The sequence below is a fragment of the Acidovorax sp. sic0104 genome (genome assembly GCF_019219095.1).
Lineage (GTDB): Bacteria > Pseudomonadota > Gammaproteobacteria > Burkholderiales > Burkholderiaceae_C > Acidovorax.
In genome coordinates, this window is sequence record NZ_JAHUWH010000005.1 from 312132 (window position 1) to 338369 (window position 26238).

The following is a 26238-nucleotide window of genomic DNA, read 5'->3' on the forward strand; positions in this document are numbered from 1 at the left end:
GCGCCGCAGCCGAACGCACTGCACCGGTCTTTCAATGCGGCAGCACGGGGGCCTGCACGAAGTCGTCGAGCGACAGACCCTTTTCTTTCAGCAGGGCTTCCAGCACGGGCTGCAGCCGGCCCAGGCTTTCCTGCACGGCCTCGCGCACGGTGTCCACCACCACCTGGGTGCTGCGCTCGATCTCGATGTTGAGCGCGTCGCCCTCGCGCTTGCCCTCGAACACGGTGGCGCGGCGCGTCTCGGGGATCAGCCACACCTCGAACCAGCCTTCCTGCCGGTTCACCTCGGCCACCGTGAGGCTGGCGCCGTGGATGGCGATGTAGCCCTTGGCGAACACATAGCGGCGGAACGCCTCGGGCACGGCCACGCGCCACACCAGATTGTTGTCGAACTCGCGGCGCTGCACCAGCGTGCCGGTGAAGTCCACATGGCCCGACAGCGGGTGCCCGCCGATCTCGGCCCCGTCCTTGGCCGCGCGCTCCACGTTCACGCGGTCGCCCTGCGCGTAGCTGCCCAGCGTGGTGATGTTCAGGCTCTGCAGCATCACGTCGAAGTTGGCCTGCGTGGGCGACAGGATCTCGGTCACCGTGAGGCACACGCCGTCGGTGGAGACGCTGGCGCCGATCGCCAGGTCCTGGCAGAAGCCTTGGGGAAAGTCGAGCGTGAAGGTGCGCAGGCCTGCGCGGTCGTGGATGGCGGCAATGCCTGCCGTGGCCTGGACGATGCCTGTGAACATGGTGGGAATTGTGGTGGGCGAGTTCGGGCCGTAGAAGCCCCGTACTGTCGGTGAATTCAGCCTATTTTGCCAGCCACCTTGGTCGTACCATCTGAGCCCCCCAAAACCTCCGGCACCACGCCGTCGCAGACCACTGTACGGCCCACTGCGGCTGCACGCGCCGGGGAGTTCAGCGAGCTAGTCTCGCAGCCGTTCGGCAACAAACTGGCGAAACAAGCTCATTGAGGGCGCCTCGGTGCGGCCCAGCAGCGTGACAAACGCAAAGCGAGCTCCAATCGTCAGCGTAGGCGCGCTGACCAATTCCTCAAGCTCTCCCGATTCGATATGGGCGCGAGCAGCAGCGCGGATGCCGAAGTAGATGGCATTCGACGCCTTCACCGCTTCAATGAGGCTGGCAATGTCGTCGCAGCGCAGGCTCACGGCTTGCAGGGGATTGGCCCGGGGACCGAAGAGGTCGACCAACAGCCGCGCCACCTCCACGCTCAGAGGCGTGGAGGCGATGGGAAAGTTCAGCATTTCATCGAACGACACGGGCCTGCCCGCTTGCAGCAACGGATGTCCGCTGCGACAGACGAAAGCGGTTTGCATTTCAGTGAGGTTCTCGATCAAAAGGTCAGGGGCGGGCTCAATGCGCCGAACATCGATGACGAGCGCATCAAGCGTGCGCTGGCGCAGCTGTATCAATTGCAGCTCGGTAGCCCCGGGTGACACACTGACCTGCACGTTCGGATGCTTCAACGCCATGTAGGCCAGGAAGGGGGTCATCAGCATGACTCCCGGGCCGGAACCCAGGCCCACGCGGATGACACCCAGATCGCCCAGTTTGAGCAATTCAGCACTGCGGCGCAATTCGGCGGCCTCAAACACCATGCGTCGGGCCCGCGCTGCCACGGCCTGCCCCAAGGGGGTGAGTTCATTGCGTTTGCCGGTGCGCTCGATCAGGCGCGCGCCCAAGTCTTCTTCCAGGGACTGGATGCTGCGGCTGAGCGCCGACTGTGTCAGGTGCTGCTGCTCGGCCGCACGGCTGAACGAACCGGTCTCAGCGACGGCCAGCAGATGCTCAAGGTGTCTCAGGTTCATGGTCTCAGTGCGGCAAATGACTATGAATATTCACCGGGAATCCCACACATGTTTTCACGCATGGCTTCCGACCTCAGCAACTTTCGGACCTGGCCCCACAAGGCACGCCTTGCGCACGCAGACTGGTTCAAGCCGCCGATGGGCAAGCAACACCTTGACTTGTGCGCCAAATATCGAATTCAGCATATCGGTACTCATAAACAGGGGGCATCCACAAGAACATGCCGAACGCTTCGGACATTCTGGGAGGGGGCTTGTGCCAGCCCTGTGGCACGGCAGCCCGTCCGGACATACGGGATTGCGATGGTGGCCCCTGGGCGATTGCTGCCCCACGCCTGGACCCGTCATGGGGTTCAACCCATCGCCTTGGCGAGCTGCCATCCCGATGAGTCGAATGAATACGAATTACGAATATTACGCATTGGACACATTATTTTGGGGTGCCTAGCATTCGTGGCGTGCAGTCCCAAAGCCTCAATAAGGAGTAGCCCTTTATGACAGCCTTCAAGAAGATGACGACGTTCATGGTCGGTCTTTTGCTTGCCGCGAGCGCGGCGATGGCCCAGAACTTCCCGTCCAAACCGATCAGCCTGATGGTGCCTTATCCTGCCGGAGGACCCTCAGACGCGCTCGCACGCGTCTTGAATGTTCCGCTTGGCAAAGAGCTTGGCCAGCAAGTGATGATCGAAAATCTGGGAGGCACCAGCGGTGCGATTGCCGCGCAGAAGGTTCTGGCAGCACCGGCGGACGGCTACTATCTTTTTCAGGGGACGGCCAACGAGGTGATCCTCTCGCCAATGGCCAATGCTGCGGTGAAACTGAAGACCGAGGACTTCCGCCTCGTGCATCCGGTGGCTGACATGGTGATGGTGTTCGTCGCCCGCAAGGACTTGCCAGCCAACAGCGTCGACGAATTGATCGCGCTGGCTCGCAAGTCGGGCGACAAACCGCTCACCTATGGCAGCGTGGGCGTCGGCTCGCTGTACCACTTCATCCTTGAGGATGTGCAGCAGCGCAAGAACATCAGGCTGTCTCACGTGCCCTACAAAGGCAATGCGCCACTGTTGCAGGATCTGGGCGGCGGCCATGTGGATTTTGCCGTCCTGGTCTACAGCGCAGCGATGGGCGCACTGGCCGATCAGGGGCGGCTGAAGGTGATTGGCCAATTGGGGGCTCAGCGCTCCGAACTCCTGAAGAACGTACCTACGGCCAGCGAAGGCAAGGAGCTGAAAGACTTCTCATACAGAATCTGGAGTGGCATCTTGGTGCGCCAGAACACGCCAGAAGAGGTGGTGCGGACTCTGCACAAAGCGATTGGAACGACTCTGCAGGATCCGGCAGTCCGCAAACAACTTGCCGAGCAAACCCAGGTGCCGGCAGCTCCCATGACGCTGGCCGAGTCGGCCAAGTACTTTGAGGCCGAGACCGCCCGGTACCGCGGTCTGGCCAAAGCGATCAACTTGCAACCGCAGTGAGAATGCTTGGCTTACCGGAGACGAAAGCGAGCCAGGCGAATCAGGTGCGCCGTATGGGCAGGGCCCCCGCTACAGAGAGATGTCTCTTTGCGGATGGACGAGCGGGGCATCAACGCGCTCTCAGCAATTCACCTGCTTCCAGCAGCACCAGCTCGTTGTCATCGGCCTTGTTGGGCTCGCGGCTGCTGCTGAAAGGCAGATTGTTGTCGTTGCCCACCACGATGTGCGTGCCGTCCACCACGTCCACGTTCTCGATGGTGAAGAACGGGAAGGTGAGCACGCCGTTGTTCAGCGGCTTCTTCGACAAACGCTTCGGGTCCTGGATGTTCATGAGGTCGATGTAGCCCACCTTGCGGATCTCGCCGCTCACGTTCGCATCGCTCATCTCGATCTTGTAGACGCGCTTGAACTTGGCAAGGTCGTGGAAGCAGTCGGTGCGCTTTTGGCCTTCGGGGCAGGCCTTGTCGGCCGTGCCTTCGCCGTTGTCGCGCTCGATGATGAGACCCGTGTTGCCGTCGATCATGTTGAAGTCGCCGATGGCGTGGTGATTGGCGTCCAGCACGTACTTCCAGTGGCGGCCCGTCCACTGCTCGCTCTTCACGTCGAACTCCAGCACACGCAGGTACTGCTTGCCGCCCACGTTCTCATACGCCTTGGCCTCTTCGTTCCACAAGGCGCCTTCGAGCAACGCGTAGAGCTTGCTGCCGTCCTTGGACGATGCCATGCCTTCGTAGCCCTTGGACCGTTTGACCTCGAACGGCGTGGGCTTGGCGTCCGGCGCGCCGGGCATCAGAACGCCGGGGGCGTCGGGCGAGCGCACGACCTTGCCGTCGACCTTGGTTTCGAACACGCCCAGCACCTTGCCGTTGAGGTCGGCCTTGATGAGGAAGGGGCCGAACTCGTCGCCGATCCACAGGGCGCCACCGGCGAACTGGAAGCTCTCGGGGTCGAAGTCGGCGCCGGTCAGGTAGCGCTGGTCCGTGCCTTCGTGCGTGATGCGAAACGGCACCTTCTTGTCGGGGTCGTGCAGGAAGACGGTCTTGTGGCGCTTGAACTCGCCGCTCTTGAAGTCCACCGTGTAGTGGTTCAGGTACAGCATGAAGTCGGCCGAGTTGGCCTTGGCGCCGGCGCCGTTGTCGGTAAGGATCCAGAACGAACCGTCGGCCATGCGCTTGATGCCCGAGTGGCCCTGGACGGGCTGCCCCTTGAAGGGCAGCGAAACGCCGGTATCACGCCCGCCCGACTGGCCCATCACCGAGCCGATGGCCTCGACGCGGCGGGGGGTGGTGAATTTGCCGCTGACCTGCAGGTCTTGTGGTGCGTCCTTGGGCGCCGCGATCACGGTGAGGGCCGGCAGCAGGGCGTGGCCCGCGAGGGTGGCGGGGTAGGCCTGCTGGGCGATGGCAGGAGAAGAAACGGCGGCGCAGGCCAGCGCGGCGCAGGCGGCCAGGGCAGAGAATCGGGACATGGTGGCTATTGGCAACAGAGTAAAGCAGCCACGATGCCGCCGGCGCATGACGGGGCTGTGACGGCCACGACGCTGGCGCGGCGCTCAGAGCGTCCAGATAGCTATTATTTTTATAGCCATCCGGGGCTTCCCCATCATGCGCAAGCGCGCATTTCCGATCAAACCAGCCGGCGCACCGCCTGGCGCCGCCATACGCCATGGAAGTACAGCCCCAGCAACACCATCGCGCACAGGTAGGTGGCAGGGTAGGCCGCCCAGGTGGCGACCAGGCCAAACTGGCGGCCCAGCACCCAGCCCAGCGGCACGATGAGGCAGGCCAGGCAGCCCAGCGAGATGAGCGTGGGCACCAGCACCGTGCCGCTGGCGCGCATGACGCCTGAGTACACACTGGCGTGCCCGAAGAAGAATGCGCCCCACACGGTGATGCCCAGCACGCGAGCGGCAATGTCGATCACCCGCACATCGGCCACAAACAGGCCCACCACCCAGGGCGCGGTGGCAAACACCAGCACGGCAAGACCGCCCGTGAGCCACAGGTTCATGCGCATACCGGTGCGGGTGACCGCCCCCAGCTGTTCCCCCTGGCCCGCGCCGATGGCTTGCGCCGCAAACACCGATGACGCCATGGCCACGGCCATGGCCGGGAACAGTACATACGACATGACCTGGCTGGCCGCGCCCCAGGCCGCCGTGGCCGCCGAGCCATGGGTGTTGACCAGACTGAGCAGGCCCAGGTCTGCCAGCGAGCCGGTGATGAAGAACAGCCCGGTGGGCACGCCCAGCCGCACCAGTGTGCGCAGCAGGGCTGCATCAATCCGCAGCTGCGCGGCCAGCGCCCGCGTGGGGGCCAGCACATGGGCACGGCGCCGCAGGTGCCAGGCCGTGTAGCCCAGCGAGCACAGCGTGGCCAGCAGCAACGCGGCCACGCCACCCAGAATGCCCAGCGCAGGCAGCCCGATGGCGGGCATGCCCTGGATGAGCAGCGGCGCACACACCAGCGTGACCGACAGCGACACCACCAGCGCACGCAGGGGCGTGACTGTATCGCCCGTGCCGCGCAACAGCGCGGCCGTGAGCATGGAGCTGAACAGCACGGGGAACAGCACCATCATCCCCCGCGCATAGGCCACCGCTTGCGGCAGCACGTCGGCGGGGGTGCCCAGCAACAGCATCAGGGGACGCACGGCCACCACCCCCAAGGCGGCCAGCACAAGGCCCAGCAGCACGCCGGTGCACAGCGTGGTGCCCGCCACCGCGTGCAGCCGCGCATGGTTGCCTGCACCAAAGGCCTGGCCCACCAGGATGGAGGCCCCGTTGCCCAGACCAAAGATGAAAGCGCTCAGCAGCAAGAACATCGGCATGAACGATGCCACCGCTGCGAGCGAGCCCGCGCCCAGCAGCCGCCCCACGTAGACGTGGTTCACCGTGCCGGTCAGTGCCTGCAGGATGTTGGTGAGCACCAGCGGGCCCAGGAAGACAAGGAAGCGGCGGTGGAGCGAAGGCGCCGGGCCGCTGGCATGAAACGGGTCTGTCATGGCTCAGTGCCCTCGGTACACCCTGTGTGCGGGGGGGCATGGTCGCTGTGGATGTACACCCGCGCCCCCACCGCCACCCGCTCGAAAAGGTCGATCACATCCGCATTGGCCATGCGCACGCAGCCGTGCGACGCGGCCACACCGAGCGGGGTGCCGTCAGGACAGCCATGGATGTAGATGAAGCGGCGCAGCGTGTCCACCCCGCCACCGCGGTTCACACCGTGCTCGCAGCCGGTGAGCCACAGGATGCGGGCCAGGATCCAGTCGCGCCCCGGCTGCTGGGCAGCGAGTTCGGGTGAGTAGACCTCGCCCGTGGGCCGGCGCCCCACGAACACGGTGCCGCTTGCGCAACCCGCGCCCACCTTGGCGCGCACCCGGTGCATGCCGCGCGGCGTGCAGCCGCTGCCGTGGGTTTCGCCGGCGCCGTTCAGGGCGGTGGACACGGGGTAGCGGGCCAGCACCTCGTTGCCGGCCAGCAGCGTCAGTTCCTGCCGCCCGATATCGATTTCGATGCGTGTGGACACAGCCGCCAGCCTTTGAACAGGGCCTTACCCGGCCGCTGCCGCCAGCCCCGCGCCGTGCCCGCGTGTGAAAGCTTCTTCGAACACCGAATAGCCCGCCCAGTCGCTGTGCGCAAACGCCAGGCGTGCGGTGGCGGGTGTGGGAATCCACGGCTGGCGCTCTGATTTCGATAGCTGACTGCGCTTGATAGGCATGCGTGAGATGCCGATTTGACTCATATACGTGGCCAGTCCCGGCGTGGGGATGGCCATGGCATGGCCGTAGCGCGTCACCTCCACCCGCGTGGCGCGGCGGCGCAGGTCGGGGTGCGGGAGCGACAGGGCATCCAGCGCGCCCCCGGCCCAGTGCTCCCACGGCTGCTGCGCCAGCTGCTGGCGGCCGTCCGGCACGCTGCCCAGGGCCTGGTAGTAGGTCAATACCGTGGGGCCGGCCAGGGTGGCGCGGGTATCCAGCCGCTGGTGGCCGGCGTCCACATAGCCCAGGCCGCCGGGCGTAGGGTCGGCGTACAGCACGTTGTCCCAGGCCGGGGCTGCGCCGGGCCGGTCGGTGAGCGGGCTGTCGATGTGGATGTTGGCCACCAGCCAGGGCGCCCACGACAGGCGCTGCGCGGCCCCGGTGAGGAACGCCGGCGGGTTGCGCACGACGCGCGCCGCCATGAAGACCGGCAGCGCCACGATGCAGCGCGGCGCCTGCCAGCGCTCCACGCTGTCAGTGCCGTGGTTGAACGCATCCACCTCCACCCCATGGCGGCCTTCGGTGATGCGCAGCACGCTGGTGGCGGTGCGCAGCTGCCCCCCTGCGCGCAGCGGCGCGGCCAGGCGCTGGGTGATCCAGCCGTTGCCTTCGGGCCAGGTGAGCACGCTCTCGCGCGATTCGTCCGCGGACTCTCCCGGTGCATGGAACCCGTGGCGGCTGGCGAAGTAGTGGATGCCCGCCCAGGCCGACACCACGGCAAGGCCGGCGCCGTAGTCGTCACGGCAGCTGTAATCCAGGTACCACAGCAGGTGCTCGTCGTCGAAGCCCTGCTGCGCCAGCCAGGCGGCGAAGGTCATCGCATCGAGCGCCTGGTGGGCCTGTGGCAGCGGTTTGCCGGGACCCATCGAACGCATGGCGGGCATGCTGAAGCGCGCGGTGCGGGTGGCACCGTCCACCGCCTGCGCAAATCGGCGGTATTGGGCGAGGGTGGTGTCGGGCACGCCGTGCACGGGCAGCAAGCCGTCCTGCCATTCGCCCTGGAAGTACAGCCGCTCCTGCGGGCTGTGGCACAGGTGGCGCTCGTCATAGCGCCAGCGGCCGGCCACACGCTGGCGCAGGCCCAGCTCTTCCAGCAGGTCCTGCACTTCGCGCGCATCGTCACCCGGCACCGGCAGGTAGTGCGCGCCCAGCGGGCACGCGATGCCGCCCACCGACCCGCCCCGGCTGTTGCCGCCCGCGCTGTCCTCCAGCTCCAGCAGCGCGAAGTCGTCCACCCCCGCCAGCCGCAACGAGCGCGCCGCCGCCAGCCCCGCCACGCCGCCGCCCGCGATGATCACCTGCGCGCGGCGCACCACGGCAGGCTCGGGCAGCGCGCCGGCCTTGAGCAGGTCCCGCAGCGCATGGCCCCGCTGCATGTCGATGCCGGCAAAGCCGCCCCGCAGCGTGCGCGGCGCTTCGTCGCACCCCGGCAGGACAACGGCAGACGCCGCCGAAGCGGCAACCGTGGCTAGGAAATGGCGGCGTTGCATGGTGTCAGTGTCTTTGACGCGGAACTGCGGTTTAACACCCACACCGTTCCTGTGCAGCTTGTCGAAGCCTGGCGCGGCGCTTCGACCAGCTCAGCGTGAACGGGCTTTGGAATCTGCAAGCCGCCAGACATACGGCAGCATTCCGCCCCCGCCCGCAACGACCGGCACGCCCCCATACCAGTGCACCCGCGGAACTGGCTTTGCCAGGCCGCTGGGTGCGTCCCCCTTTGGGGGATGACGCGCAGCGTCTCAGGGGGGCTTCTCAATGCCGGGCTTCTCAATGCCTGCCCCATTCGCGCTCGTAGGTGTGGACCAGCGCCTGGTTCGACAGCCTGTTCACTTCCGTCGGCACCCGCGCCATGTCGCGCGGAAAGTCGAACAGCAGCGGCAGCGAATCCAGCGTGAGAAAGCGCAGATTGTCCGGCAGTGTCTCGGGCAGGCGCCAGGGCCTGCGGCTGGCGATCACGAAGCCCCATTCGCCGAAACTGGGCACGTGTGCGTGGTACGGCGCGGTCTGCAGGCCCACCGATTCCATGGTCTGCACCACCGTCCAGAAGCTCTTGCGCGCAACCAGCGGCGACGTGGTCTGCACCACCGCATAGCCGCTGGCGGCCAGTCGGTTGGCCAGCAGCGCGTAGAAGCTGTTGGTGTAGAGCTTGCCGATGGAGAAATTGGTGGGGTCGGGGAAGTCCACCACGATCACATCGTAGGTGTCGAGCGCCGCAGGCGGCAGCGCATCGCGCGACACGCCGCCCGCGTTGACCGCGCCCATGGCGCCGTTCTCGGCCGTGTTCCCCTGCAGCCACCCGAACGCATCGGTGTTGATGATCCTGACCTTGGGGTCGCGCAGCGCGTTGCCATTGAGCTGCGCGAGCATCGGGTTCTCGCTGAAGATGCGCGTCATGGCCGGGTCCAGCTCGACCAGCGTGACGGACTCCACCGACGGGTACTTCAAGATCTCGCGCACGGCCATGCCATCGCCGCCGCCCAGCACGGCGACGCGTTTGGGCGCGCCGTGGGCGGACATCGCAGGGTGCACCAGCGCCTCGTGGTAACGGTATTCGTCGGCCTGCGCGAACTGCAGGTTGCCGTTGAGGTACAGCCGGTGGCCCAGCCGCCCTTGCGTGACGACGATGCGCTGGTAGGGCGACGCGGTGCTGAAGACGATGCGGTCCTGGTAGAACTTGTCCTCGGCAAAGCTGGTGATGTGGTCCGCACCGGCAAAGCCCGCGACAAGCAGGCCCAGCACCATCGCACAGGCGGCCACGTGCGCGCGCAGGCGCCGCAGCTCGTGCCGGAAGAGCCACACGGCCCACAGCGCCACGGCGGCGTTCATGATGCCGAACAGCAGCCCGGTGCGGATCAGCCCCAGGTGCGGCACCAGCAGCAGCGGAAAGGCGAGCGACACGGCAAGCGCTCCCAGGTAGTCGAAGGTCAGCACCTGAGACACGAGGTCCTTGAGCACGACGTTGCGCTTCAGGATGCGCATGACCAGCGGGATCTCCAGCCCCACCATCGTGCCCACCACCATCACCATGCCGTACAGCAGGAACCGGAAGGCGCCCGGCGTGTACGCGTTGGCCAGGAACAGCGTGGCCGGCAGCGCACCACCCACCAACGCCACCAGCAGCTCGATGCGCAGGAAGTGCGCGGGCAGCTGCCGCTCGAAATAGCGCGACAGCCACGAGCCCACGCCCATCGCGAACAGGTAGGTGCCGATGATGGTGGAGAACTGCAGCACCGAGTCGCCCAGCACATAGGACGCGAGCGCCCCGGCGGCCAGTTCGTACAGCAGCCCGCAGGCGGCCACGACGAAGACGCTGATGAGCAGCGCGATGTCGATGGGGCGGGCCGGAGAAGGGGGGGACGCGCCGGTGTCCTTCATGGGGGGGCGCATGCAATGGGCGCGGACTTGGCCAGCGAACACCGCGCACAGGCCGCCCGGCCGCGTTGGCGGCGCTTCGCCCGCGCGCGCCAGCATCGTGCCTCTGCACGTATCGCACAGCGATGCGAGAGGGGGCCGACGCGGCGCAGCCGCTCAGGGGAATATTTCAATGGATCGCCGCCGCCACGATGATGCTGATACCCAGGCACATCGCCGCCACCACCATGCCCAGGGCCTTGTTCTGCTTCTCGACGATCTCGCGCCACAGGTCGTAGGGGGTGATCTTGTCGACGATGACGAAGCACACCCAGAAGATGACCACGCCGATCAGCGCATACAGGATGGACCCGAGAAACGCCGCGGGCTTGAGCCATTCGATTCCCATCATGATGTGTTCTCCTTGGAACGGTTGTCTGTTTGTCGATTGAAGATAGGGCGGGATGCGCTGGCGACCACCTGTGTCGCCGTGCCTGCTACTTGTGGCTGCCGCCCGAGGAATACCCACCGTACGAGCCCCCCGAGCTGCGGTAGCTGGACGAGGACGAGCAGTTCTCCCGTTGCGGATCGCAGCTGGAGCAGCGGCTGAGCAGGACAAGCAGGATCAGGATCACCACCGCGATGACGATGATGGTGCCGCACCCCAGGCCCGACTTGGCCACGAACGGGCCCGGGTCGTCGCGCTGCAGCACGTCCTTCTTGTCGTCGAGCTTGAAGGCCTTGGCCACCGTGTCGCTGGCGATCTTGTCGCCGGCGGACCAGGTGATCTCGTTGCTGCTCTGCTCCATGGACAGCACACCCTTGCTGCCCTCGAAGTCGCGGTTGAAGGTCTTCTGGCCGCGCGTGACCTGCCAGTAGAACTCGCCCAGCACGTAGGTCGTCTCTGCCTCGTAGCTGTACTTGAGCTTGTAGGGCGTGCCCAGGTAGGTGGCCGTGCTACCGGTGCCGGCCAGCTGCGGCGCGCCGGTGGTGGGGCGCACCATGCTCCAGCCTTCTTCCGAATCGACCAGGAAGGCAAAGCCGCGCTTCTGGTTGTAGAGCAGGTACTCGCTCCAGCCGAAGTGCTCGTCGTCGCCGGGCGCAACGCCCATGCGGTGCTGAAAGCCCACCACCTGCCAGTGCACGCCCTGCAGCTGGCCCTTGCTGCCCAGGGGGATGATGGGCTGCACGGGTTCGTCCTGCTCGGCCGAGCGCAGCTCGCCGCCCACGCCGCTATCGAGGTCGATGATGCTCGCGCACGAGCCGCAGGTGAGGCTCTTGGTGGTGGACAGCTGCACCTGCACCGGCGCGCCGCAGTGCGGGCAGTTGAACTGGCGGCCCTTTTCTTCCTTGGCGGATTCGTCCTTCAGGCCCTTGAGCTGCAGGTCTTCCAGCAGCACGGCCTTGCCGCGCTCCACATTGGGCGGCGTGTGGCCATAGTCGATGCTGACCACTTCGCCATCGGCACTGCGCAGCTCGACCATGCCGAAGGGGTGCCCGAGCGGCGGCAGCTTGGGCAGCTCGCCCTGGGCGGAGATGAGCGACGCCTGGCCGGTGTAGGCCACGCTGTAGGGCTTGCCGTTGATGGCGGTGGTGGCGCCGACGCGAAAACGCTCGGCCGGAGGCATCTCGCGGCCCGGGTCGATAGGGCGGGTGAAGACGTAGGCACCGTTGTCCTCGCCCAGCGTGGCCATGGTGCCGTCGTCGAGGAACGCCGCCCATTCGGTCCAGACACCGGCGTCGCCCTTGTACTGCAGGCGACCGACCAAGGTGAAGGGGATGTCCTTGCCATCGAGCTGAATGCGCCCGCTGGCCATGAGCTGCAGCGGGCTGTGGTCGTCGAACAGCTCGGCCATCTTGCCCAGGCGCTGCAGCACGTCGCCATTGCGCACCACGGTGCTCTGGCAGTAGCCGCACACGGCGTGCGTGGACTGCGCGCTGCGGAATTCAACCGGCGCGCCGCAGCCCGGGCAGGGCGCGCGGTAATAACGCTGTGTGGGGTCGGCGGTGGCCATCGTGTTGGATTGGTGCCTGCGCCGTTCAGCGTGATGCAGGGCCTTTTAGGGCCCTGGCGCTTATCCCTCGTGCGCAGGCAGCTATTTTTATGATAGCAACCGGATCAGATCAGCTTCTTGAGCAGCTCGGCCTTCTTGGCGTCGAACTCTTCCTGCGTGAGGATGCCCTTGGACTTGAGGTCGCCCAGCTTTTCCAGCGTGGCCATCACCTCTTCAGGCTTCACCCCCACGGGCGCGGCCGCTGCCTGTGCCGCAGCGGCGGCTGCGGGCGCCACGGGGGTCTGCAAGCCCTGCTGCAGGTTCTGCGCCAGCACCTGGCCCAGTGCCACGCCAGCGCCCAGGCCCATGGCATCGCCCGCAATGCCGCTGCCGCCACCGCTGTTCTCCGCGAACTTGGGGATGGCCTGCGCCGTCTGGTACTGCATGAACTTGGCCATGTCGTTGCCCACCATGCCCATGCCGATCTTCTGGTCGAGGATCTTCTGCAGCTCTTCGGGCAGCGAGACGTTCTGGACCGTGAGGGACTCGATCAAGATGCCCAGCTTGGCAAAGATGGGCGCAAGCTCCTTGGTCAGCGCGTCGGCGAACATGACCTGGTTGGCCGCCAGGTCCAGGAAGGGCAGTCCACTGCCGGCAATGGCGTTGCTGATGTTCTGCAGCACCAGGCCGCGCAGCTGGCCCTCCAGGTCCGCCACGGGGTAGGACTCGCGCGTGCCGGAGATTTCGGTGTGAAAGAGCTTGGGATCGGCGATGCGGAAGGCGTAGTTGCCGAACGCGCGCAGGCGCACCGCGCCGAAGTCCTTGTCGCGGATGGTGATGGGCTGGGGCGTGCCCCACTTCTGGTCGATCTGCTGGCGCGTGCTGAAGAAGTAGACGTCGCTCTTGAAGGGGGACTCGAAGAGCTTGTCCCAGTTCTTGAGGTAGGTCAGCACCGGCAGCGTCTGCGTGGTGAGCTTGTAGGTGCCGGGGCCGAACACGTCGGCCACCTGGCCCTCGTTCACGAAGATGGCCATCTGCGACTCGCGCACCACCAGCGTGCCGCCGTTCTGGATTTCCATGTCGCGCATGGGAAAGCGCCAGGCCAGGGTGCCGTCCCCCTCTTCGGTCCACTGAATGATGTCAATGAACTGTTTCTTGATGAAGTCCATGAGGGCCATGTGTGCTCCCAAAGCAAAGAGAAAAGGGGGTTGAAAAGAGCGGCCATCATAGCAACGGGGCTGCGCCCCACCAGGGCTTTTTTAAGGCACCCGGCGTGAAGTAGTTCACACGGCCTGGAACAGCGCCTGCGGGCTGGCCGCAGATAGCGGCTATCTCTGCGGTAGCGGCAATCAATTGGCGATTGCTATTGAGAATGCCTACCATTCATCCCATGCCTTCCCGTGCCGCCCGCATCACCGCGAAGCGGCCATGCCACTGCCAGGAGTCCACCATGTCCCGCATCCGCCACGCCGCCCGCCAGAACAAGACCATGCTGATGAAAACAGGCAGCTACTACGTCGTGCACATCTGCGTGGCTGCGATGGTGGCCTACGCGGTGACGGGCAATTTCTGGGCGTCGCTCACGCTGAGCCTGCTGGAGCCTACGGTGCAGGCGGTGGCGTTCTTCTTTCATGAGAAGGCCTGGGACCGCAAGCTGCGCAAGGCGCCCGTGGCTGCCGCCGCCGATGCCAGGCTTTCACCCCAGCCGGGCTGAGCCCGGACCGCAGAGCCGGAACCCGCGAGCCGAACCAGCAAGCCCGCACACCGAGTCCATCCACACTTCAGGAGCCCACCATGTACAAGATCCCCCTGCACAGCCGATCCATTGCGGGCCTGGCGTTTCAGCGCTGGCTGGTCGACCGGCTGGCACGCATGGCGTCGACACACTGACACCACGGTCGGAAAGCCCGGCGCAGAAACGGCGACGCCCCGCAAGCGGGGCATCAGTGACCCACGGCTGGGCTGTGTGCCAGCCCCCGTCGGGCGTGACGGTCAGGCCCGGACGTCCAGCAGCGACCCCATCATCTCGTCCTGGGTCTTGATGGTCTGCAGGTTGGCCTTGAAGGCGTAGGTGGCCGACATCTGCTCCACGGCCTCTTGCTCCAGGGCCACGCCCTTGGCGTCCTGCTCGCGCTGCAGGCTGGCCTGCACGCCGGCGCTGTCGGCGGCTTCCTGCTGGGCCACCACCTCGCGGCGGTAGCCGGGCGTGTTCATGTTGGCCACGTTGTTGGCCGAGGCGTCCAGGCGCAACTGGGCGGCCTGAAGGCCGGAACTGCCGATGGAGGAAATACTGGCCATGGTGTGCTCCGCCAAAGCGCTGAAAAGATGGAAGCCCGCATTGTCCGCCCGGCGTGCGCCGCCTGCAAGCTGTCACCCATGCGCCTGCATCAGGCATTGCGCAAACGCCTGCGCCGCCCTGGGAGGTTGCGGCGACTTGCGCAGCACGCTGACGAATTCGCAGCGGTAGAAGAACTGCGCCGGCCGCACCGCCTGCATCAGCCCCTGGCGCTCGAAGCCCTCCGCATAGTGGTCGGGCAAGAAGCCCAGGTATCGCCCTGACAGGATCAGCGTGGCGATGGACTCCTGATCGAACCCCGTGGCCTTGCGCGGCAGGCGCGCGCTGTGGCTGAGCTCCATGTTGGGCGAGTGGTAGCCCAGGCCCGCGAAATGGTAGGCACGCAGGGCGTCCCAGCTAAGGGCGGCATGGTCGGTGCCGAACAGAGGGTGGCGCGCACCGCAGTACAGCAGCATGGTCTCGGTGAACAGGTTGGCGTAGACCAGGCTTTGCGACGACCGGTGCGCCGGGATGATGCCCACGTGGAAGCTGCCGTCGATCAGCCCGCGCTCGATGGCGTTGATGCTGGCCACGTGCATCTGCAGGCTGACCTCGGGCGCCTGGCTGGCGAAAAGTGCGATGGCGTCGCCAATGTGCGCAGCCGGGTTGCTGGCCGTCTTGTCGAACACCGCCACCTCCAGCCGCCCGCCCATGCGGCGGTGGATGTCGTCGATGCTGCTGCGAAAGGCGTCCACGGCGGACAGCAGGCGCAGGGTTTCGTCGTACACCCGCTGGCCCTCGGCCGTGAGCGCAAAACCGGCCCGGCCCCGGCGGCACAGCGTCAGACCCAGGCGCGTTTCCAGGTCCTTCATGTGGCGGCTGACGGTGCTGGTGCCGATGTTCAGCTCCAGCTCGGCCGCAGACATGCCGCCGCATTCGACCACGCTCTTGAACACCTGCAGCAGGCGCAGGTCCATGTCGCTGAGCTGGCCCAGCACCGCACGGTGCTTGGAGCCAGGAGTGGGCGCCACGGCAGGGGAAGCGGTTTTTACTTGCATAGATTGTCAAGTAAACATTGATATTGGATTATTTGAGAGATTAACAGGCGGCACAACAATGGGCGCCGTGCAGGGTCTTGCCGCCCTTGCCCCTGGTTTGCCTTTCAACACCACCGTCCGCCCCTGGAGACCGCCATGAGCTTTGTCCACATCGAAAAACCCGCCGCTGGCCCGGACAGCCCCCGCATGGATGCCGAATGGCTCGATGCGCACTGGATGCCTTTCACCGGCAACCGCAACTTCAAGGCCAAGCCGCGCATGATCGTGAGCGGTCAGGGCGCCTACTACACCGATGCCGAAGGCCGCAAGATCTTCGACGGCCTCTCGGGCCTGTGGTGCTCGGGCCTGGGCCATGGGCGCAAGGATGTGGCCGAAGCCATCGGCAAGGCCGCGGCCACGCTGGACTACTCGCCCGCGTTCCAGTTCGGCCACCCGGCCTCGTTCGCGCTGGCCAACAAGCTCAAGGAGCTGACGCCTGCAGGCCTCGACTACGTGTTCTTCACCGGCTCGGGCTCCGAGTCGGCCGACACCTCGCTCAAGATGGCCCGTGCCTACTGGCGCGCCAAGGGGCAGGCGAGCAAGACCCGCCTGATCGGCCGCGAAAAGGGCTACCACGGCGTGAACTACGGCGGCATCTCGGTGGGCGGCATCGTGGGCAACCGCAAGACCTTCGGCCAGGGCATCGAGGCCGACCACCTGCCCCACACCCAGCCTCCGGCCGGCACCTTCCAGAAGGGCATGGCCGAGGACGGCGGCCGCGCGCTGGCCGACAAGCTGCTGGACGTGATCGCGCTGCACGACGCATCGAACATCGCCGCAGTGATCGTGGAGCCGTTCTCGGGCTCGGCCGGCGTGGTGATCCCGCCCAAGGGCTACCTGGAACGCATCCGCGAGATCTGCACACAAAACAACATTCTGCTGATCTTTGATGAAGTGATCACCGGCTTTGGCCGTTGCGGCGCCTGGACCGGGGCCGAGGCCTTCGGCGTGACGCCCGATATCCTGAACTTCGCCAAGCAGGTGACCAACGGCGCACAGCCGCTGGGCGGCGTGATCGCCACCAAGGAGATCTACGACACTTTCATCGGCCAGGGCGGCCCCGAGTACATGCTCGAGTTCCCGCACGGCTACACGTATTCGGCCCACCCCGTGGCCTGCGCCGCCGGCAATGCGGTGCTGGACATCCTGCAAAAAGAAGACATGCCCGGCCGCGTGAAAGCGCTGGCTCCGTTCTTCGAGAACGCGGTGCACGGCCTCAAGGGCGCCAAGCACGTGGCGGACATCCGCAACTACGGCCTGGCCGCCGGCATCACCATCAGCGCGCTGCCGGGCGAGCCGGCCCGCCGCCCCTACGAGATCGCGATGAAGTGCTGGGACAAGGGCTTTTACGTGCGCTACGGCGGCGACACCATTCAACTGGCGCCGCCGTTCATCAGCACCGAGGCCGAGATCGACCGCATGGTCAGCGCGTTGGGCGACGCGCTCGCCGAGACCGCGTGACCGTGCTCCCGGACTGTCTGCAATCACTCCTTTATTGATAGCTGCCAGCGCTTGACCAGCAAGCGCTGGTGGCATTTTTCTTTGATACCAGCCATGAACCACGACAAGAACGTCACCACCACCGTAGGCCACCTGATCGACGGCAAGATCGTTGCCGACACCGAACGCACGCAGCCCGTGTTCAACCCCGCCACCGGGCAGTCCACGACCAGCGTGGCGCTGGCCAGCCAGGCGACGGTCGAGGCCGCCATCGCATCGGCCGAGGCCGCCTTCCCCGCCTGGCGCAACACGCCGCCCCTCAAGCGCGCACGTGTCATGAGCAAGCTCAAGGTGCTGCTCGAAGAAAACGCCGACAAGATCGCCGCCCTGATCACCGCCGAGCACGGCAAGGTGCTGGCCGATGCGCACGGCGAGCTGCAGCGCGGCATCGAGAACGTGGAATACGCGAGCTACGCACCCGAGCTGCTCAAGGGCGAGCACAGCCGCAATGTGGGCCCCAGCATCGACTCGTGGAGCGAATTCCAGGCGCTGGGTGTCACCGCCGGCATCACGCCCTTCAACTTCCCGGCCATGGTGCCGCTGTGGATGTGGCCCATGGCCGTGGCCTGCGGCAACACCTTCGTGCTCAAGCCGTCGGAGCGTGATCCTTCTTCCACGTTGTTCATCGCCCAGCTCGCGCTGGAGGCGGGTCTGCCGCCCGGCGTGCTCAATGTGGTCAACGGCGACAAGACGGCGGTGGACACGCTGCTGCGCGACCCTCGCGTGAAGGCCGTGAGCTTCGTGGGCTCCACCCCCATTGCCGAGTACATCTACGCCGAAGGCTGCAAGCACGGCAAGCGCGTGCAGGCTCTGGGCGGCGCCAAGAACCATGCGGTGCTGATGCCCGACGCCGACGTGGACAACGCGGTGAGCGCCCTCATGGGTGCGGCCTATGGCTCCTGCGGCGAGCGCTGCATGGCCATCCCGCTGCTGGTGGCCGTGGGCGACGCCGTGGGTGACGCCGTGATCGCGGGCCTCAAGACCGAGATCGCCAAGATGAAGGTCGGCCCAGGCACCGACAACAGCAACGACATGGGCCCGCTGGTGACCAAGCCCCACTTCGAAAAGGTCAAGGCCTATGTGGACAGCGGCGTGGCCGAAGGCGCGACGCTGGTGGTCGATGGCCGTTCAGTCAAGGTGGCAGGCCACGAGGAAGGCTACTTCCTGGGCGCGTGCCTGTTCGACAACGTCAAGCCCGGCATGAAGATCTACCAGGAAGAGATCTTCGGCCCCGTGCTCGGCGTGGTGCGCGTGAAGACGCTGCAGGAGGCCATGCAGCTCATCAACGACCACGAGTACGGCAACGGCACCTGCATCTTCACGCGCGACGGTGAAGCCGCCCGCTACTTCACCGACCACATCCAGGTCGGCATGGTGGGCGTGAACGTACCCCTGCCCGTGCCCGTGGCCTACCACTCCTTTGGCGGCTGGAAGCGCAGCCTGTTCGGCGACCTGCACGCCTACGGCCCCGACGCCGTGCGCTTCTACACCAAGCGCAAGACCATCACCCAGCGCTGGCCCTCGGCCGGCGTGCGCGAAGGGGCTGTCTTTAGCTTCCCCAGCAGCCGCTGACCATCCGGCATTGGCATGAGCAGTCCGCCGGGGCATCCGGCGGGCCAACTGCCCAGCCCGGCGATTTTCCGGCCCATTGACTGCGAGGTCGCGGTTTTCAGGGCCGCGCAGGCCCCAGGGGCGCACGCCGTTTGCGTGCGCTATGTCACAAAGCTTCGGCTTTGGCGCCACATTCCCCAGGTAACAGCTCTAGTGAAATAGCAGCATTCCGATACACTCCGTTGATATCACTATGGGGAGGGCTCGCGCAGGCTTTGCCCACTCTTCATCGCGGCACCCATTTTCAGCAGGGGTTCATCATGGCAATCATCAACGGCACAGCGGCCAACAACTCTCTCAGCGGCACGGCTCTCGCCGACGTCATCAGCGGCTTTGACGGCAACGACACTCTTTACGGCCAGGGCGGCGACGACGTGTTGTTCGGCGGCAATGGCAACGATCTGCTGAATGGAGGCACCGGTAACGACCAGATGTTCGGCGATGACGGCAATGACACCATTGCCGTCGACAGCCTGGGTGATTTTGCCTCCGGCGGCACCGGCATCGATCTGGTCCAGCTCACGCTGGCGGGCGGGGGCATGTACACCCTCAATGGCGACGTTGAAAACGCCACCGCCATGGGTGCCACCCTGATCAACATCACCGGCAACGGCCTGGCCAACGTGCTGACGGGCAACAGCGCCTACAACATGCTGTACGGCGGCGGCGGCAACGACACGCTCAATGGCGGCACCGGCGGCGACTACATGGAAGGCGGCACCGGCGACGACACCTACGTGGTGGACAACATCAACGACACCGTCGTCGAATTGGCCGGCGAGGGCACGGACCTGGTGCAGGTCACCCTGACATCGGGCACCTACACCCTGGGCGCCGAAGTGGAAAACGGCCAGGTCATGGGCTCCAGCGCAGCAGGGCTCATGGGCAATGCCATGGACAACAAGCTCACCGGCAGCAGCGGCGCCAACACGCTCACGGGCGGTGACGGCAACGACACGCTGGACGGCGGTGCAGGCAACGACCGGCTCATCGGCGGCACGGGCGACGACATCTACGTCGTGAATGCGGCGGGCGACGTCATCGTGGAAGCTACCGGCGAAGGCACGGACCACGTGCAGGTGGCCTTCACTGCGGGCGGCACTTACGTGCTGTCCGACTACATCGAATCCGCCACCGTGACGTCTTCCGCCCAGGGCGTCAACATCACCGGCAACTTCCAGGCCAACCTGCTGACGGGCAGCGCGGGCAACAATGTGCTCGCAGGTGGCGGTGGCAACGACACGCTCGAAGGCCTGGGCGGCAACGACACCCTGGATGGCGGCGCAGGCACCGACCGCGCCATCATCAACGGCAACTTCAGCGACTTCGTCATCACCGCAGCGCCCACCAGCACCACGGGCGACATCCAGCTCAAGAGCCTGACCCAGACCATCATCATCCGCGGCCTGGAAGTCCTGCAGTTCAACGATGGCGACAAGAACGTGGCCGACCTGAGCATCCCCACCAACGGTGACGACTACCTCACCATGGCGGTTGCAGGTAGCGTGAATGCGCTGGCGGGCAATGACACCGTCATTGGCTCGGCCGGCAACGACACCATCGACGGCGGCAAGGGCAACGACCTGATGGTCGGTGGCCTCGGCGACGATACCTACTACCTGGACTCCTTGCTGGACAGCCCGGTGGAGAATCCCGGCGGAGGCGTCAACGACGGCATTTTCCTGTCCGTCGCCTCTGGCACCTATGTGCTGCCCACCGAAGTGGAATGGATCCAGGTGACGTCCACGGGCGCGGTGAACGTCACGGGCCACAACGGAGCACCCAACAACATCAAGGGCGGCAGCGGCGCCAACATCCTCACCGGCGGCGACGGCGACGACACGCTGGACGGCGGCCTGGGCAATGACAAGCTCATTGGCGGTGCGGGCAATGATTGGTATGTGGTGAACGCGGCGGGCGACGTCATCACGGAAAACGTCAACGAAGGTACCGACTGGGTGGACGTGCAATTCACTGCAGCAGGCACCTATGTCCTGTCGGCCAACATCGAGAATGCCTTTGGCACGGGCTCGGTCAACGTCAACATCACCGGCAACAGCATCGACAACATGCTGCAGGGCAACGATGGCAACAACATCCTCTTGGGTGGTGAAGGCAACGACACCCTGTGGGGCAGCCTGGGCAATGACACCATGGACGGCGGCATCGGCTCGCTGGACATGGCCGACCTGAGCAGCCTCCCGGGCACTTCTGCGAACTGGACTGCCTCGCGCCTCAACGCCACGGACATCAAGCTCACGTACTCGGGCGCGCCCGGCACATCTGTCGTGCTGCGCAACATGGAGTTCGTCAAGTTCAGCGATATCACCACCTCGCCGACGGAGCTGTTGGCCAACGCGAGCACGCCTTTTGCCGACAATCTCACGGTCATCGGCAGCCCCGGCACGCTCGACGGCGGCGCTGGGAACGACACGCTGCACGGCGGCGCTGGCAACGACACGCTGATCGGCGGCACGGGCAACGATGTGATGTATGGCTTGGGCGGCAACGACACGTACTATGTGGACTCGGCCAGCGACGTGATCGTGGAAAACGCTGACGAATTCCCCGCCGACACGGAGGACACTGTCATCGTCACCATGACCACCGGCACCTACGCGCTGGGCCTGGGCAATGCCCTCGAGATCGGCATCATCCAGTCCACGGGCGCGGTGAACCTCACGGGCAATGAGCTTGACAACAAGCTGACCGGCGGCAACGGCGCCAACATCCTCATCGGCGGCGCGGGCAACGACACGATCAACGGCGGCCTGGGTGCCGACGTTCTGACGGGCGGCGCGGGCAACGATGAGTTCATGTTCACCACCCTCATCAGTGGCACCAACGTCGACAAGATCACGGACTTCGTGGTGGGTGAAGACCACATCACGATCGACCTCTCCGGCACCATCTACGGCGGTGTTCTGGGCGGGGGCGACCTGGACATCACCACCAGCACCTACTTCCGCTACAACGCGGCCACCGGCGCCCTGATGTTCGACCAGGACGGTTTTGGCTTCGGCAAGGCCAGCATCAACGTCGCGATCCTCGGCACGACCACGCACCCAGCGTTCCTGCTGGCCTCCGACGTCACCATCATTCCATGATGCCTGCCGACCGGCCGCATGGCCGGCAGCAGCTGGAACCAAGCCGCCCTTCGGGGCGGCTTTGCTTTTTGTGCAGTGGCCTGCGAAAGCAGGCCTGCACAGCGCTGAACAAGGCACTCGAAGATGTCCGCCTCGCCCGGCCTTTCCTCACCGCGATATCTCTTTTGCAAAGGTGCCGACTTTGCATTCATTGCTGATGCAAGGTTTCTGTGAGACAGCACAACTGCGTCTTGCGCGTAGCCAATTCAGGCACGCCATGTTGATTTCTGCGTAGAAATGAAGCACTTGTCTTGTTTGCAGGCTTGCCACAACTCTTTCACACAACCAGAAGAGCATGATCCCGCGTCACAAAACCAAGGGAGAAACGCATGCAAATACACAAGACTCTGCTGGCCGTCGCGGCCACTTTGCTTCTGGCCACCGCCTGCGGTGGCAGCGACACCCCAGCCTGGCCACCCGTGCCCACGGTGATTGGGCACAGGGGAGCATCGGCATTGCGGCCCGAACACACGCTGGCTGCATACCAGAGAGCCATTGACGATGGCGCCAACTTGATCGAGCCCGATCTGGTCATCACAAAGGACAGCGTGCTGGTGTCGCGGCACGAAAACGCCATTGCCATCCTCAACGACGATGGCAGCGTGCGCGAAGCCACCACCGATGTGGCAGACCGGCCCGAGTTTGCAGCTCGCAAGACCACCAAGACCATCGACGGAACAGCCATCACGGGCTGGTTTGTAGAGGACTTCACCCTGGCCGAGCTCAAGACGCTGCGCGCACGCGAGCGCATTCCAGCCATACGCCCGGCGAATGTGGCCTACAACGGTCAGTTCGAGGTGCCCACGCTGCAGGAAGTGATTGACCTGGCCAAGGCGCAATCCATCGCCAAGGGGCGCACCATTGGCGTCATCCCCGAAACCAAGCACCCCACATTCTTCCAGTCCATCGGCAAGCCCCTGGAGCCCGTCTTGCTCGCGGTGCTGGAAAAGAACGGCTGGAACAGCAAGGACGCCCCGGTGTTCGTGCAGTCGTTCGAAGTGGCCAACCTCAAAGCCCTGCGCAAGCAGAGCACCGTGCGCCTGGTGCAGTTGCTCAGCAACACCGGTCGGCCCTACGACTTCACTGTGGCGGGCAACACCCAAACCTACGCCGACCTGGCCACGGCAGAGGGCCTCAAGAGCATCGCCGCCTACGCCGATGTAGTGGGCTCACACAAAGACCTGGTCATTCCCGTGAAGAACGGCGTGCTGGGTGCTGCGACGTCGCTGGTGAAAGACGCCCATGCACTGAACCTGTCGGTGCACATCTGGACGCTGCGGCCCGAAAACAACTTCCTGCCCGCAGCCTACAAGAAGGCCCCCACCACCGACAACACCGTTCGCGGCGACAGCGTGGGCGAGATCCAGGCCTTCTTGAAAGCAGGGGTGGATGGCTTTTTCACCGACGACCCGGCCGTAGGCCGCCAGGCGGTGGATACGCTCAAGTGAGCCCACAGAGCAGGTGCACGAACCTCGCTGTGAAGCCTCGTCGGTCAGCGCGAAGAAGCGTTCATGACCCGTGCGAGGTATCCACGGCGCGGCACTAGCGCAGCAACGCGTTCACCGCCGCGATGCCGGCGCCTTCGTCGGCTCCCGCCAGCGCCTGCAACCGCACATACGCGACCAGCATTTCGTAGCGCGCGCGTGCCAGGTCCCGCTGGGTCTGGGCCTTCTTCTGGTCTGCGTTGAACACATCCACCAGCGTGCGCGCCCCGCCTTTCATGGACATACGGCTCGACAGCGCCAGTTGCTCCGCAGAGCGCTCTGCCTGCTCCAGGGCACGCACGCGCAAGCGGCCCTCGGTGACGCTGCGGTACTCGGTGGCAAGGCGCAGGGACAGGTCGCGGCGCGCCGCTTCGAGCAGTTCCTCCGCCTGGGTCTGGCGCGCCACGGCCTCGCGCGTGGCGGCGCTGACGTACCCACCCGCGTACAGGGGCACGTTCAGCTGCACGCCCACCGTGCGGTTGATGTAGCGCGTGGCGGGGGAGGTGACGCTCTCGCTGTCACTGCGGCTCCACTGGGCCACCGCGTCCAAAGTGGGCAGGTGGCCCGCGCGGGCCTTCTCGACTTCCAGCCGCGCCGTTTCGAGCCGAGCACGCAGCTGGCGCAGTTCGGGACTTTGCGCTTCAGCCTGCGCAAGCCATTCCTCCAGTCCGATGGCCGACGGGCTCCAGTTGGCCAGGCGCTCGGGGGACAGTGGCCGCAGTTCTGCAACATCTACAGGCGTGTTGATCAGCAGGGCCAGTTGGCGCTGGGCAAAGCCCTGCTGCTGGCGCGCTTCAAGCTCCTGCGCCACGGCCATGTCCAGGCGCGCCTGCGCTTCATCGATGTCCGTGCGCGTGCCGCTGCCGCCCGCGAACTGTTTGCGTGCAGCATCAAGCTGGGTGGCAGTTGCCGCCTTCTGCGCCGCAATGAACCCTATCTGATCGCTCGCAAACAGGATCTGGGTGTACGCCTCGGCCACCCGTACGGCGAGGTTCTGCGTTTCCTTCTCCAGACCGGCCTGTGCATCTTCGCGTTGTGCTTGCGTTTGCTCGATGACCACAGCGATGGTCTTGCGGTACAGCGGCTGGCGCACGGTCAGGGTGGCGTTCTTGCTGGGGTAGCGGTCGTTGGCCGTGACCTCCTGCCCCAGAAAGTTGGGTTGCGTGCGGTCCAGGTTGTTGCGCACGTAGCCTGCGGTAACGCTCACGTTCGGATAGAGCTGCGCCTTGGCCTGGTCGACGCGCTCGTCGCCCACTTGCACGGCGGCGCGCGCTGCGCGGGTGGTCGCGTCCTGCTGCAGCGCGCCCTGGTATGCGTCCTGCAGGTCCATGGCGTGGACCGCGGAACCGAGCAACGCCACGCAGGCGAGCGCGACTGATGATGTAGCTGGCCGCACCATCATTCTTCCTTCAACGAGCCTGCCATGCGCTTGAGCAGAGGCGCAGCCAGATAGGTGAGCAGGCTGCGCTCTCCGGTCTTGATGACGATTTCAGCGGGCATGCCGGGCTGCAGCTGCCTGCTGCCCAGCGCCTTCATGCCTTCGGGGGTCAGTTTCACCCGTGCCAGGTAGTAGCTGATGTTGGTCTGCGCGTCGGTCAGCAGGTCGCCGGACACGGAAGCTACCTGACCCTGCACCACCAGCTGCGGCGAATGGGCAAAGGAGTTGAACCGCACGTCCGCCGCCAGCCCGGCATGCACCCGGTCCACAAGGTGCGGCGCCACCCGCGCTTCCAGCACCAGCGGTTCGCCCGGCGGCACGATGGACATGATCTGCTGCCCCGGCTGCACCACGGCGCCCACGGTCTGCACCGCCAGGCCAACCACCTGACCGGCGGACGGGGCCCGGATCTCGGTGCGCGCCAGCTCGCCTTTCAGCGCCGTGAAGCGCTTGCTTTCAGGCTCGACATCGCGCACGGTCTCGGCCAGGCTCGCTTCGGCCTCTTTGCGGTATTCCTGTTTGCGCGAGAGGATCTTCTGGCGCAGTTCGGCCACGGCACGGTGGCCGCGGGCCGTGTTGCCCAGCAATTCGGTGATGGCCAGATGGGCATCGGCGCTCTGGCGCTCCAGCTCCAGCTGGCGATTGCGGGGGGCATAGCCCTCCTTGACCAGTTCACGCGTATGGCCCAATTCGTCCTGCAGCAGGGCCAGTTGCGCACGGCGGCTTTCCACCATGCCGGCGTAGGACTGCAGCAGCGCGTTCTGGCCCTGGATGCCTTCTTCCATGGCCTGCACGTCGGCCTGGAGGGCAGCGCGGCGTGACAGGAGCAACTGCACCTGGTTGTCCACAAGCTGGCGTATCTCTGGCTCGGACTGCGCGGCGGCCAGAAGGTCGGCCGCAAAACGCGGCGAAGCGGTGCCGGCCCTCTCCGCTTCCAGGCGGCCCTGCGCCGCCCGCAGCGCGAAATACCGCAGCCGGGAGGCTTCGTGGTTGGCTCGGGTGGTGGCGTCGTCCAGCGCAATGAGGGGCTGGCCGTCTCGCACGGTCTCTCCTTCATGCACCAGCACCTGGCGCACGATGCCGCCTGTCAGGTGCTGGACCACCTTGCGCTTGGTGTCCAGCGCCACCATGCCCTGGCTGGGAACGCCCTCATCCAGCGGCGCGAGTGCGGCCCACAGGAGAAAACCGCCCAGGCCCAGACCCAGCGTCCACAGGCCGATGCGCGCAGCGCGGCCAGTGTCGGTAGGGGGCTCCAGCGGAGGCGTCGTCGTCAGGGGTGTGGACATGGCTTG

At 65.7% G+C, this 26238-nt stretch carries 20 protein-coding genes; 6 read left to right on the top strand and 14 right to left on the bottom strand.

What is annotated here, in order from left to right; translation table 11 throughout:
* Nucleotides 1-31: 31 nt before the first annotated feature.
* Together KW835_RS11110 and KW835_RS11115 are read right to left on the bottom strand one after the other, a co-directional pair.
* Nucleotides 32-736 carry a riboflavin synthase subunit alpha gene (locus KW835_RS11110; RefSeq protein WP_218382426.1) on the bottom strand — a complete coding sequence of 235 codons (705 nt, stop codon included), beginning with the start codon at nt 734-736 and terminating at the stop codon, nt 32-34.
* Between the two features lie 177 nt (nt 737-913).
* A complete protein-coding gene (locus KW835_RS11115) occupies nt 914-1816 on the bottom strand; it encodes a LysR family transcriptional regulator (RefSeq protein WP_218382427.1) in 903 nt (300 codons plus the stop codon).
* 494 nt (nt 1817-2310) lie between these two features.
* On the opposite strand from KW835_RS11115, the gene KW835_RS11120 reads away from it, so the two are divergent.
* Complete coding sequence (locus tag KW835_RS11120; protein ID WP_218382428.1) at nt 2311-3291, top strand: tripartite tricarboxylate transporter substrate binding protein; 981 nt, start codon at nt 2311-2313, stop codon at nt 3289-3291.
* A gap of 109 nt (nt 3292-3400) precedes the next feature.
* Here KW835_RS11120 and KW835_RS11125 read toward each other — a convergent pair whose 3' ends face one another.
* The 8 genes from KW835_RS11125 to KW835_RS11160 all read right to left on the bottom strand — a co-directional run bounded on the left by KW835_RS11125 (nt 3401) and on the right by KW835_RS11160 (nt 13573).
* Nucleotides 3401-4759: an esterase-like activity of phytase family protein gene (locus tag KW835_RS11125; RefSeq protein ID WP_218382429.1), complete on the bottom strand. Its 1359-nt coding sequence runs from the start codon at nt 4757-4759 to the stop codon at nt 3401-3403.
* A gap of 158 nt (nt 4760-4917) precedes the next feature.
* A complete protein-coding gene (locus tag KW835_RS11130; RefSeq protein ID WP_218382430.1) occupies nt 4918-6294 on the bottom strand; it encodes an MATE family efflux transporter in 1377 nt (458 codons plus the stop codon).
* Complete coding sequence (locus KW835_RS11135; protein ID WP_339385537.1) at nt 6291-6818, bottom strand: L,D-transpeptidase; 528 nt, start codon at nt 6816-6818, stop codon at nt 6291-6293. Before KW835_RS11135 ends, KW835_RS11130 begins: the two co-directional genes overlap by 4 nt.
* Nucleotides 6819-6842: 24 nt before the next feature.
* The gene (locus KW835_RS11140) at nt 6843-8540 is read right to left on the bottom strand and encodes an FAD-dependent oxidoreductase (RefSeq protein WP_218382431.1); all 1698 of its coding nucleotides are present in this window, start codon (nt 8538-8540) and stop codon (nt 6843-6845) included.
* 277 nt (nt 8541-8817) lie between these two features.
* Complete coding sequence (locus tag KW835_RS11145) at nt 8818-10425, bottom strand: polyamine aminopropyltransferase (protein ID WP_218382432.1); 1608 nt, start codon at nt 10423-10425, stop codon at nt 8818-8820.
* Between the two features lie 166 nt (nt 10426-10591).
* On the bottom strand, nt 10592-10810 hold the full coding sequence (locus KW835_RS11150) for a DUF350 domain-containing protein (protein ID WP_218382471.1): 219 nt from the start codon (nt 10808-10810) through the stop codon (nt 10592-10594).
* Between the two features lie 88 nt (nt 10811-10898).
* Entirely contained in the window at nt 10899-12416 is a 1518-nt protein-coding gene (locus tag KW835_RS11155; protein ID WP_218382433.1) for a DUF4178 domain-containing protein, read from the bottom strand.
* A gap of 104 nt (nt 12417-12520) precedes the next feature.
* On the bottom strand, nt 12521-13573 hold the full coding sequence (locus KW835_RS11160; RefSeq protein WP_218382434.1) for an SPFH domain-containing protein: 1053 nt from the start codon (nt 13571-13573) through the stop codon (nt 12521-12523).
* Between the two features lie 272 nt (nt 13574-13845).
* Between KW835_RS11160 and KW835_RS11165 the strand changes: the two genes are divergently transcribed.
* Nucleotides 13846-14109, top strand: coding sequence for a DUF2061 domain-containing protein (locus KW835_RS11165; protein WP_218382435.1), 264 nt, complete (start codon nt 13846-13848; stop codon nt 14107-14109).
* Between the two features lie 278 nt (nt 14110-14387).
* On the opposite strand, the gene KW835_RS11170 is transcribed toward KW835_RS11165, so the two are convergent.
* Complete coding sequence (locus KW835_RS11170; protein ID WP_218382436.1) at nt 14388-14693, bottom strand: flagellar basal body protein; 306 nt, start codon at nt 14691-14693, stop codon at nt 14388-14390.
* Nucleotides 14694-14765: 72 nt separating this feature from the next.
* The gene (locus KW835_RS11175; protein WP_218382437.1) at nt 14766-15728 is read right to left on the bottom strand and encodes a LysR family transcriptional regulator; all 963 of its coding nucleotides are present in this window, start codon (nt 15726-15728) and stop codon (nt 14766-14768) included.
* Nucleotides 15729-15863: 135 nt separating this feature from the next.
* Here KW835_RS11175 and KW835_RS11180 point away from each other — a divergent pair, with 135 nt between their 5' ends.
* The 4 genes from KW835_RS11180 to KW835_RS11195 all read left to right on the top strand — a co-directional run bounded on the left by KW835_RS11180 (nt 15864) and on the right by KW835_RS11195 (nt 23472).
* Nucleotides 15864-17228, top strand: coding sequence for an aspartate aminotransferase family protein (locus KW835_RS11180; protein WP_218382438.1), 1365 nt, complete (start codon nt 15864-15866; stop codon nt 17226-17228).
* A gap of 93 nt (nt 17229-17321) precedes the next feature.
* On the top strand, nt 17322-18839 hold the full coding sequence (locus KW835_RS11185; protein WP_218382439.1) for a CoA-acylating methylmalonate-semialdehyde dehydrogenase: 1518 nt from the start codon (nt 17322-17324) through the stop codon (nt 18837-18839).
* A 299-nt stretch (nt 18840-19138) separates the two neighbouring features.
* Nucleotides 19139-21985, top strand: a complete 2847-nt coding sequence (locus tag KW835_RS11190; RefSeq protein WP_218382440.1) for a calcium-binding protein — start codon at nt 19139-19141, stop codon at nt 21983-21985.
* Between the two features lie 368 nt (nt 21986-22353).
* Nucleotides 22354-23472, top strand: a complete 1119-nt coding sequence (locus KW835_RS11195; protein WP_218382441.1) for a glycerophosphodiester phosphodiesterase — start codon at nt 22354-22356, stop codon at nt 23470-23472.
* Between the two features lie 94 nt (nt 23473-23566).
* On the opposite strand, the gene KW835_RS11200 is transcribed toward KW835_RS11195, so the two are convergent.
* The gene (locus tag KW835_RS11200) at nt 23567-24838 is read right to left on the bottom strand and encodes a TolC family outer membrane protein (protein WP_255593463.1); all 1272 of its coding nucleotides are present in this window, start codon (nt 24836-24838) and stop codon (nt 23567-23569) included.
* A gap of 68 nt (nt 24839-24906) precedes the next feature.
* Entirely contained in the window at nt 24907-26232 is a 1326-nt protein-coding gene (locus tag KW835_RS11205) for an HlyD family type I secretion periplasmic adaptor subunit (RefSeq protein WP_218382443.1), read from the bottom strand.
* Between the last annotated feature and the right edge of the window lie 6 nt (nt 26233-26238).

Coding starts and splice junctions, on each gene's coding strand:
- KW835_RS11110 (WP_218382426.1), bottom strand. CDS start 736: ATGTTCACAGGCATCGTCCAGGCCACGGCAGGCATTGCCGCCATCCAC.
- KW835_RS11115 (WP_218382427.1), bottom strand. CDS start 1,816: ATGAACCTGAGACACCTTGAGCATCTGCTGGCCGTCGCTGAGACCGGT.
- KW835_RS11120 (WP_218382428.1), top strand. CDS start 2,311: ATGACAGCCTTCAAGAAGATGACGACGTTCATGGTCGGTCTTTTGCTT.
- KW835_RS11125 (WP_218382429.1), bottom strand. CDS start 4,759: ATGTCCCGATTCTCTGCCCTGGCCGCCTGCGCCGCGCTGGCCTGCGCC.
- KW835_RS11130 (WP_218382430.1), bottom strand. CDS start 6,294: ATGACAGACCCGTTTCATGCCAGCGGCCCGGCGCCTTCGCTCCACCGC.
- KW835_RS11140 (WP_218382431.1), bottom strand. CDS start 8,540: ATGCAACGCCGCCATTTCCTAGCCACGGTTGCCGCTTCGGCGGCGTCT.
- KW835_RS11145 (WP_218382432.1), bottom strand. CDS start 10,425: ATGAAGGACACCGGCGCGTCCCCCCCTTCTCCGGCCCGCCCCATCGAC.
- KW835_RS11150 (WP_218382471.1), bottom strand. CDS start 10,810: ATGGGAATCGAATGGCTCAAGCCCGCGGCGTTTCTCGGGTCCATCCTG.
- KW835_RS11155 (WP_218382433.1), bottom strand. CDS start 12,416: ATGGCCACCGCCGACCCCACACAGCGTTATTACCGCGCGCCCTGCCCG.
- KW835_RS11160 (WP_218382434.1), bottom strand. CDS start 13,573: ATGGCCCTCATGGACTTCATCAAGAAACAGTTCATTGACATCATTCAG.
- KW835_RS11165 (WP_218382435.1), top strand. CDS start 13,846: ATGTCCCGCATCCGCCACGCCGCCCGCCAGAACAAGACCATGCTGATG.
- KW835_RS11170 (WP_218382436.1), bottom strand. CDS start 14,693: ATGGCCAGTATTTCCTCCATCGGCAGTTCCGGCCTTCAGGCCGCCCAG.
- KW835_RS11175 (WP_218382437.1), bottom strand. CDS start 15,728: ATGCAAGTAAAAACCGCTTCCCCTGCCGTGGCGCCCACTCCTGGCTCC.
- KW835_RS11180 (WP_218382438.1), top strand. CDS start 15,864: ATGAGCTTTGTCCACATCGAAAAACCCGCCGCTGGCCCGGACAGCCCC.
- KW835_RS11185 (WP_218382439.1), top strand. CDS start 17,322: ATGAACCACGACAAGAACGTCACCACCACCGTAGGCCACCTGATCGAC.
- KW835_RS11190 (WP_218382440.1), top strand. CDS start 19,139: ATGGCAATCATCAACGGCACAGCGGCCAACAACTCTCTCAGCGGCACG.
- KW835_RS11195 (WP_218382441.1), top strand. CDS start 22,354: ATGCAAATACACAAGACTCTGCTGGCCGTCGCGGCCACTTTGCTTCTG.
- KW835_RS11200 (WP_255593463.1), bottom strand. CDS start 24,838: ATGGACCTGCAGGACGCATACCAGGGCGCGCTGCAGCAGGACGCGACC.
- KW835_RS11205 (WP_218382443.1), bottom strand. CDS start 26,232: ATGTCCACACCCCTGACGACGACGCCTCCGCTGGAGCCCCCTACCGAC.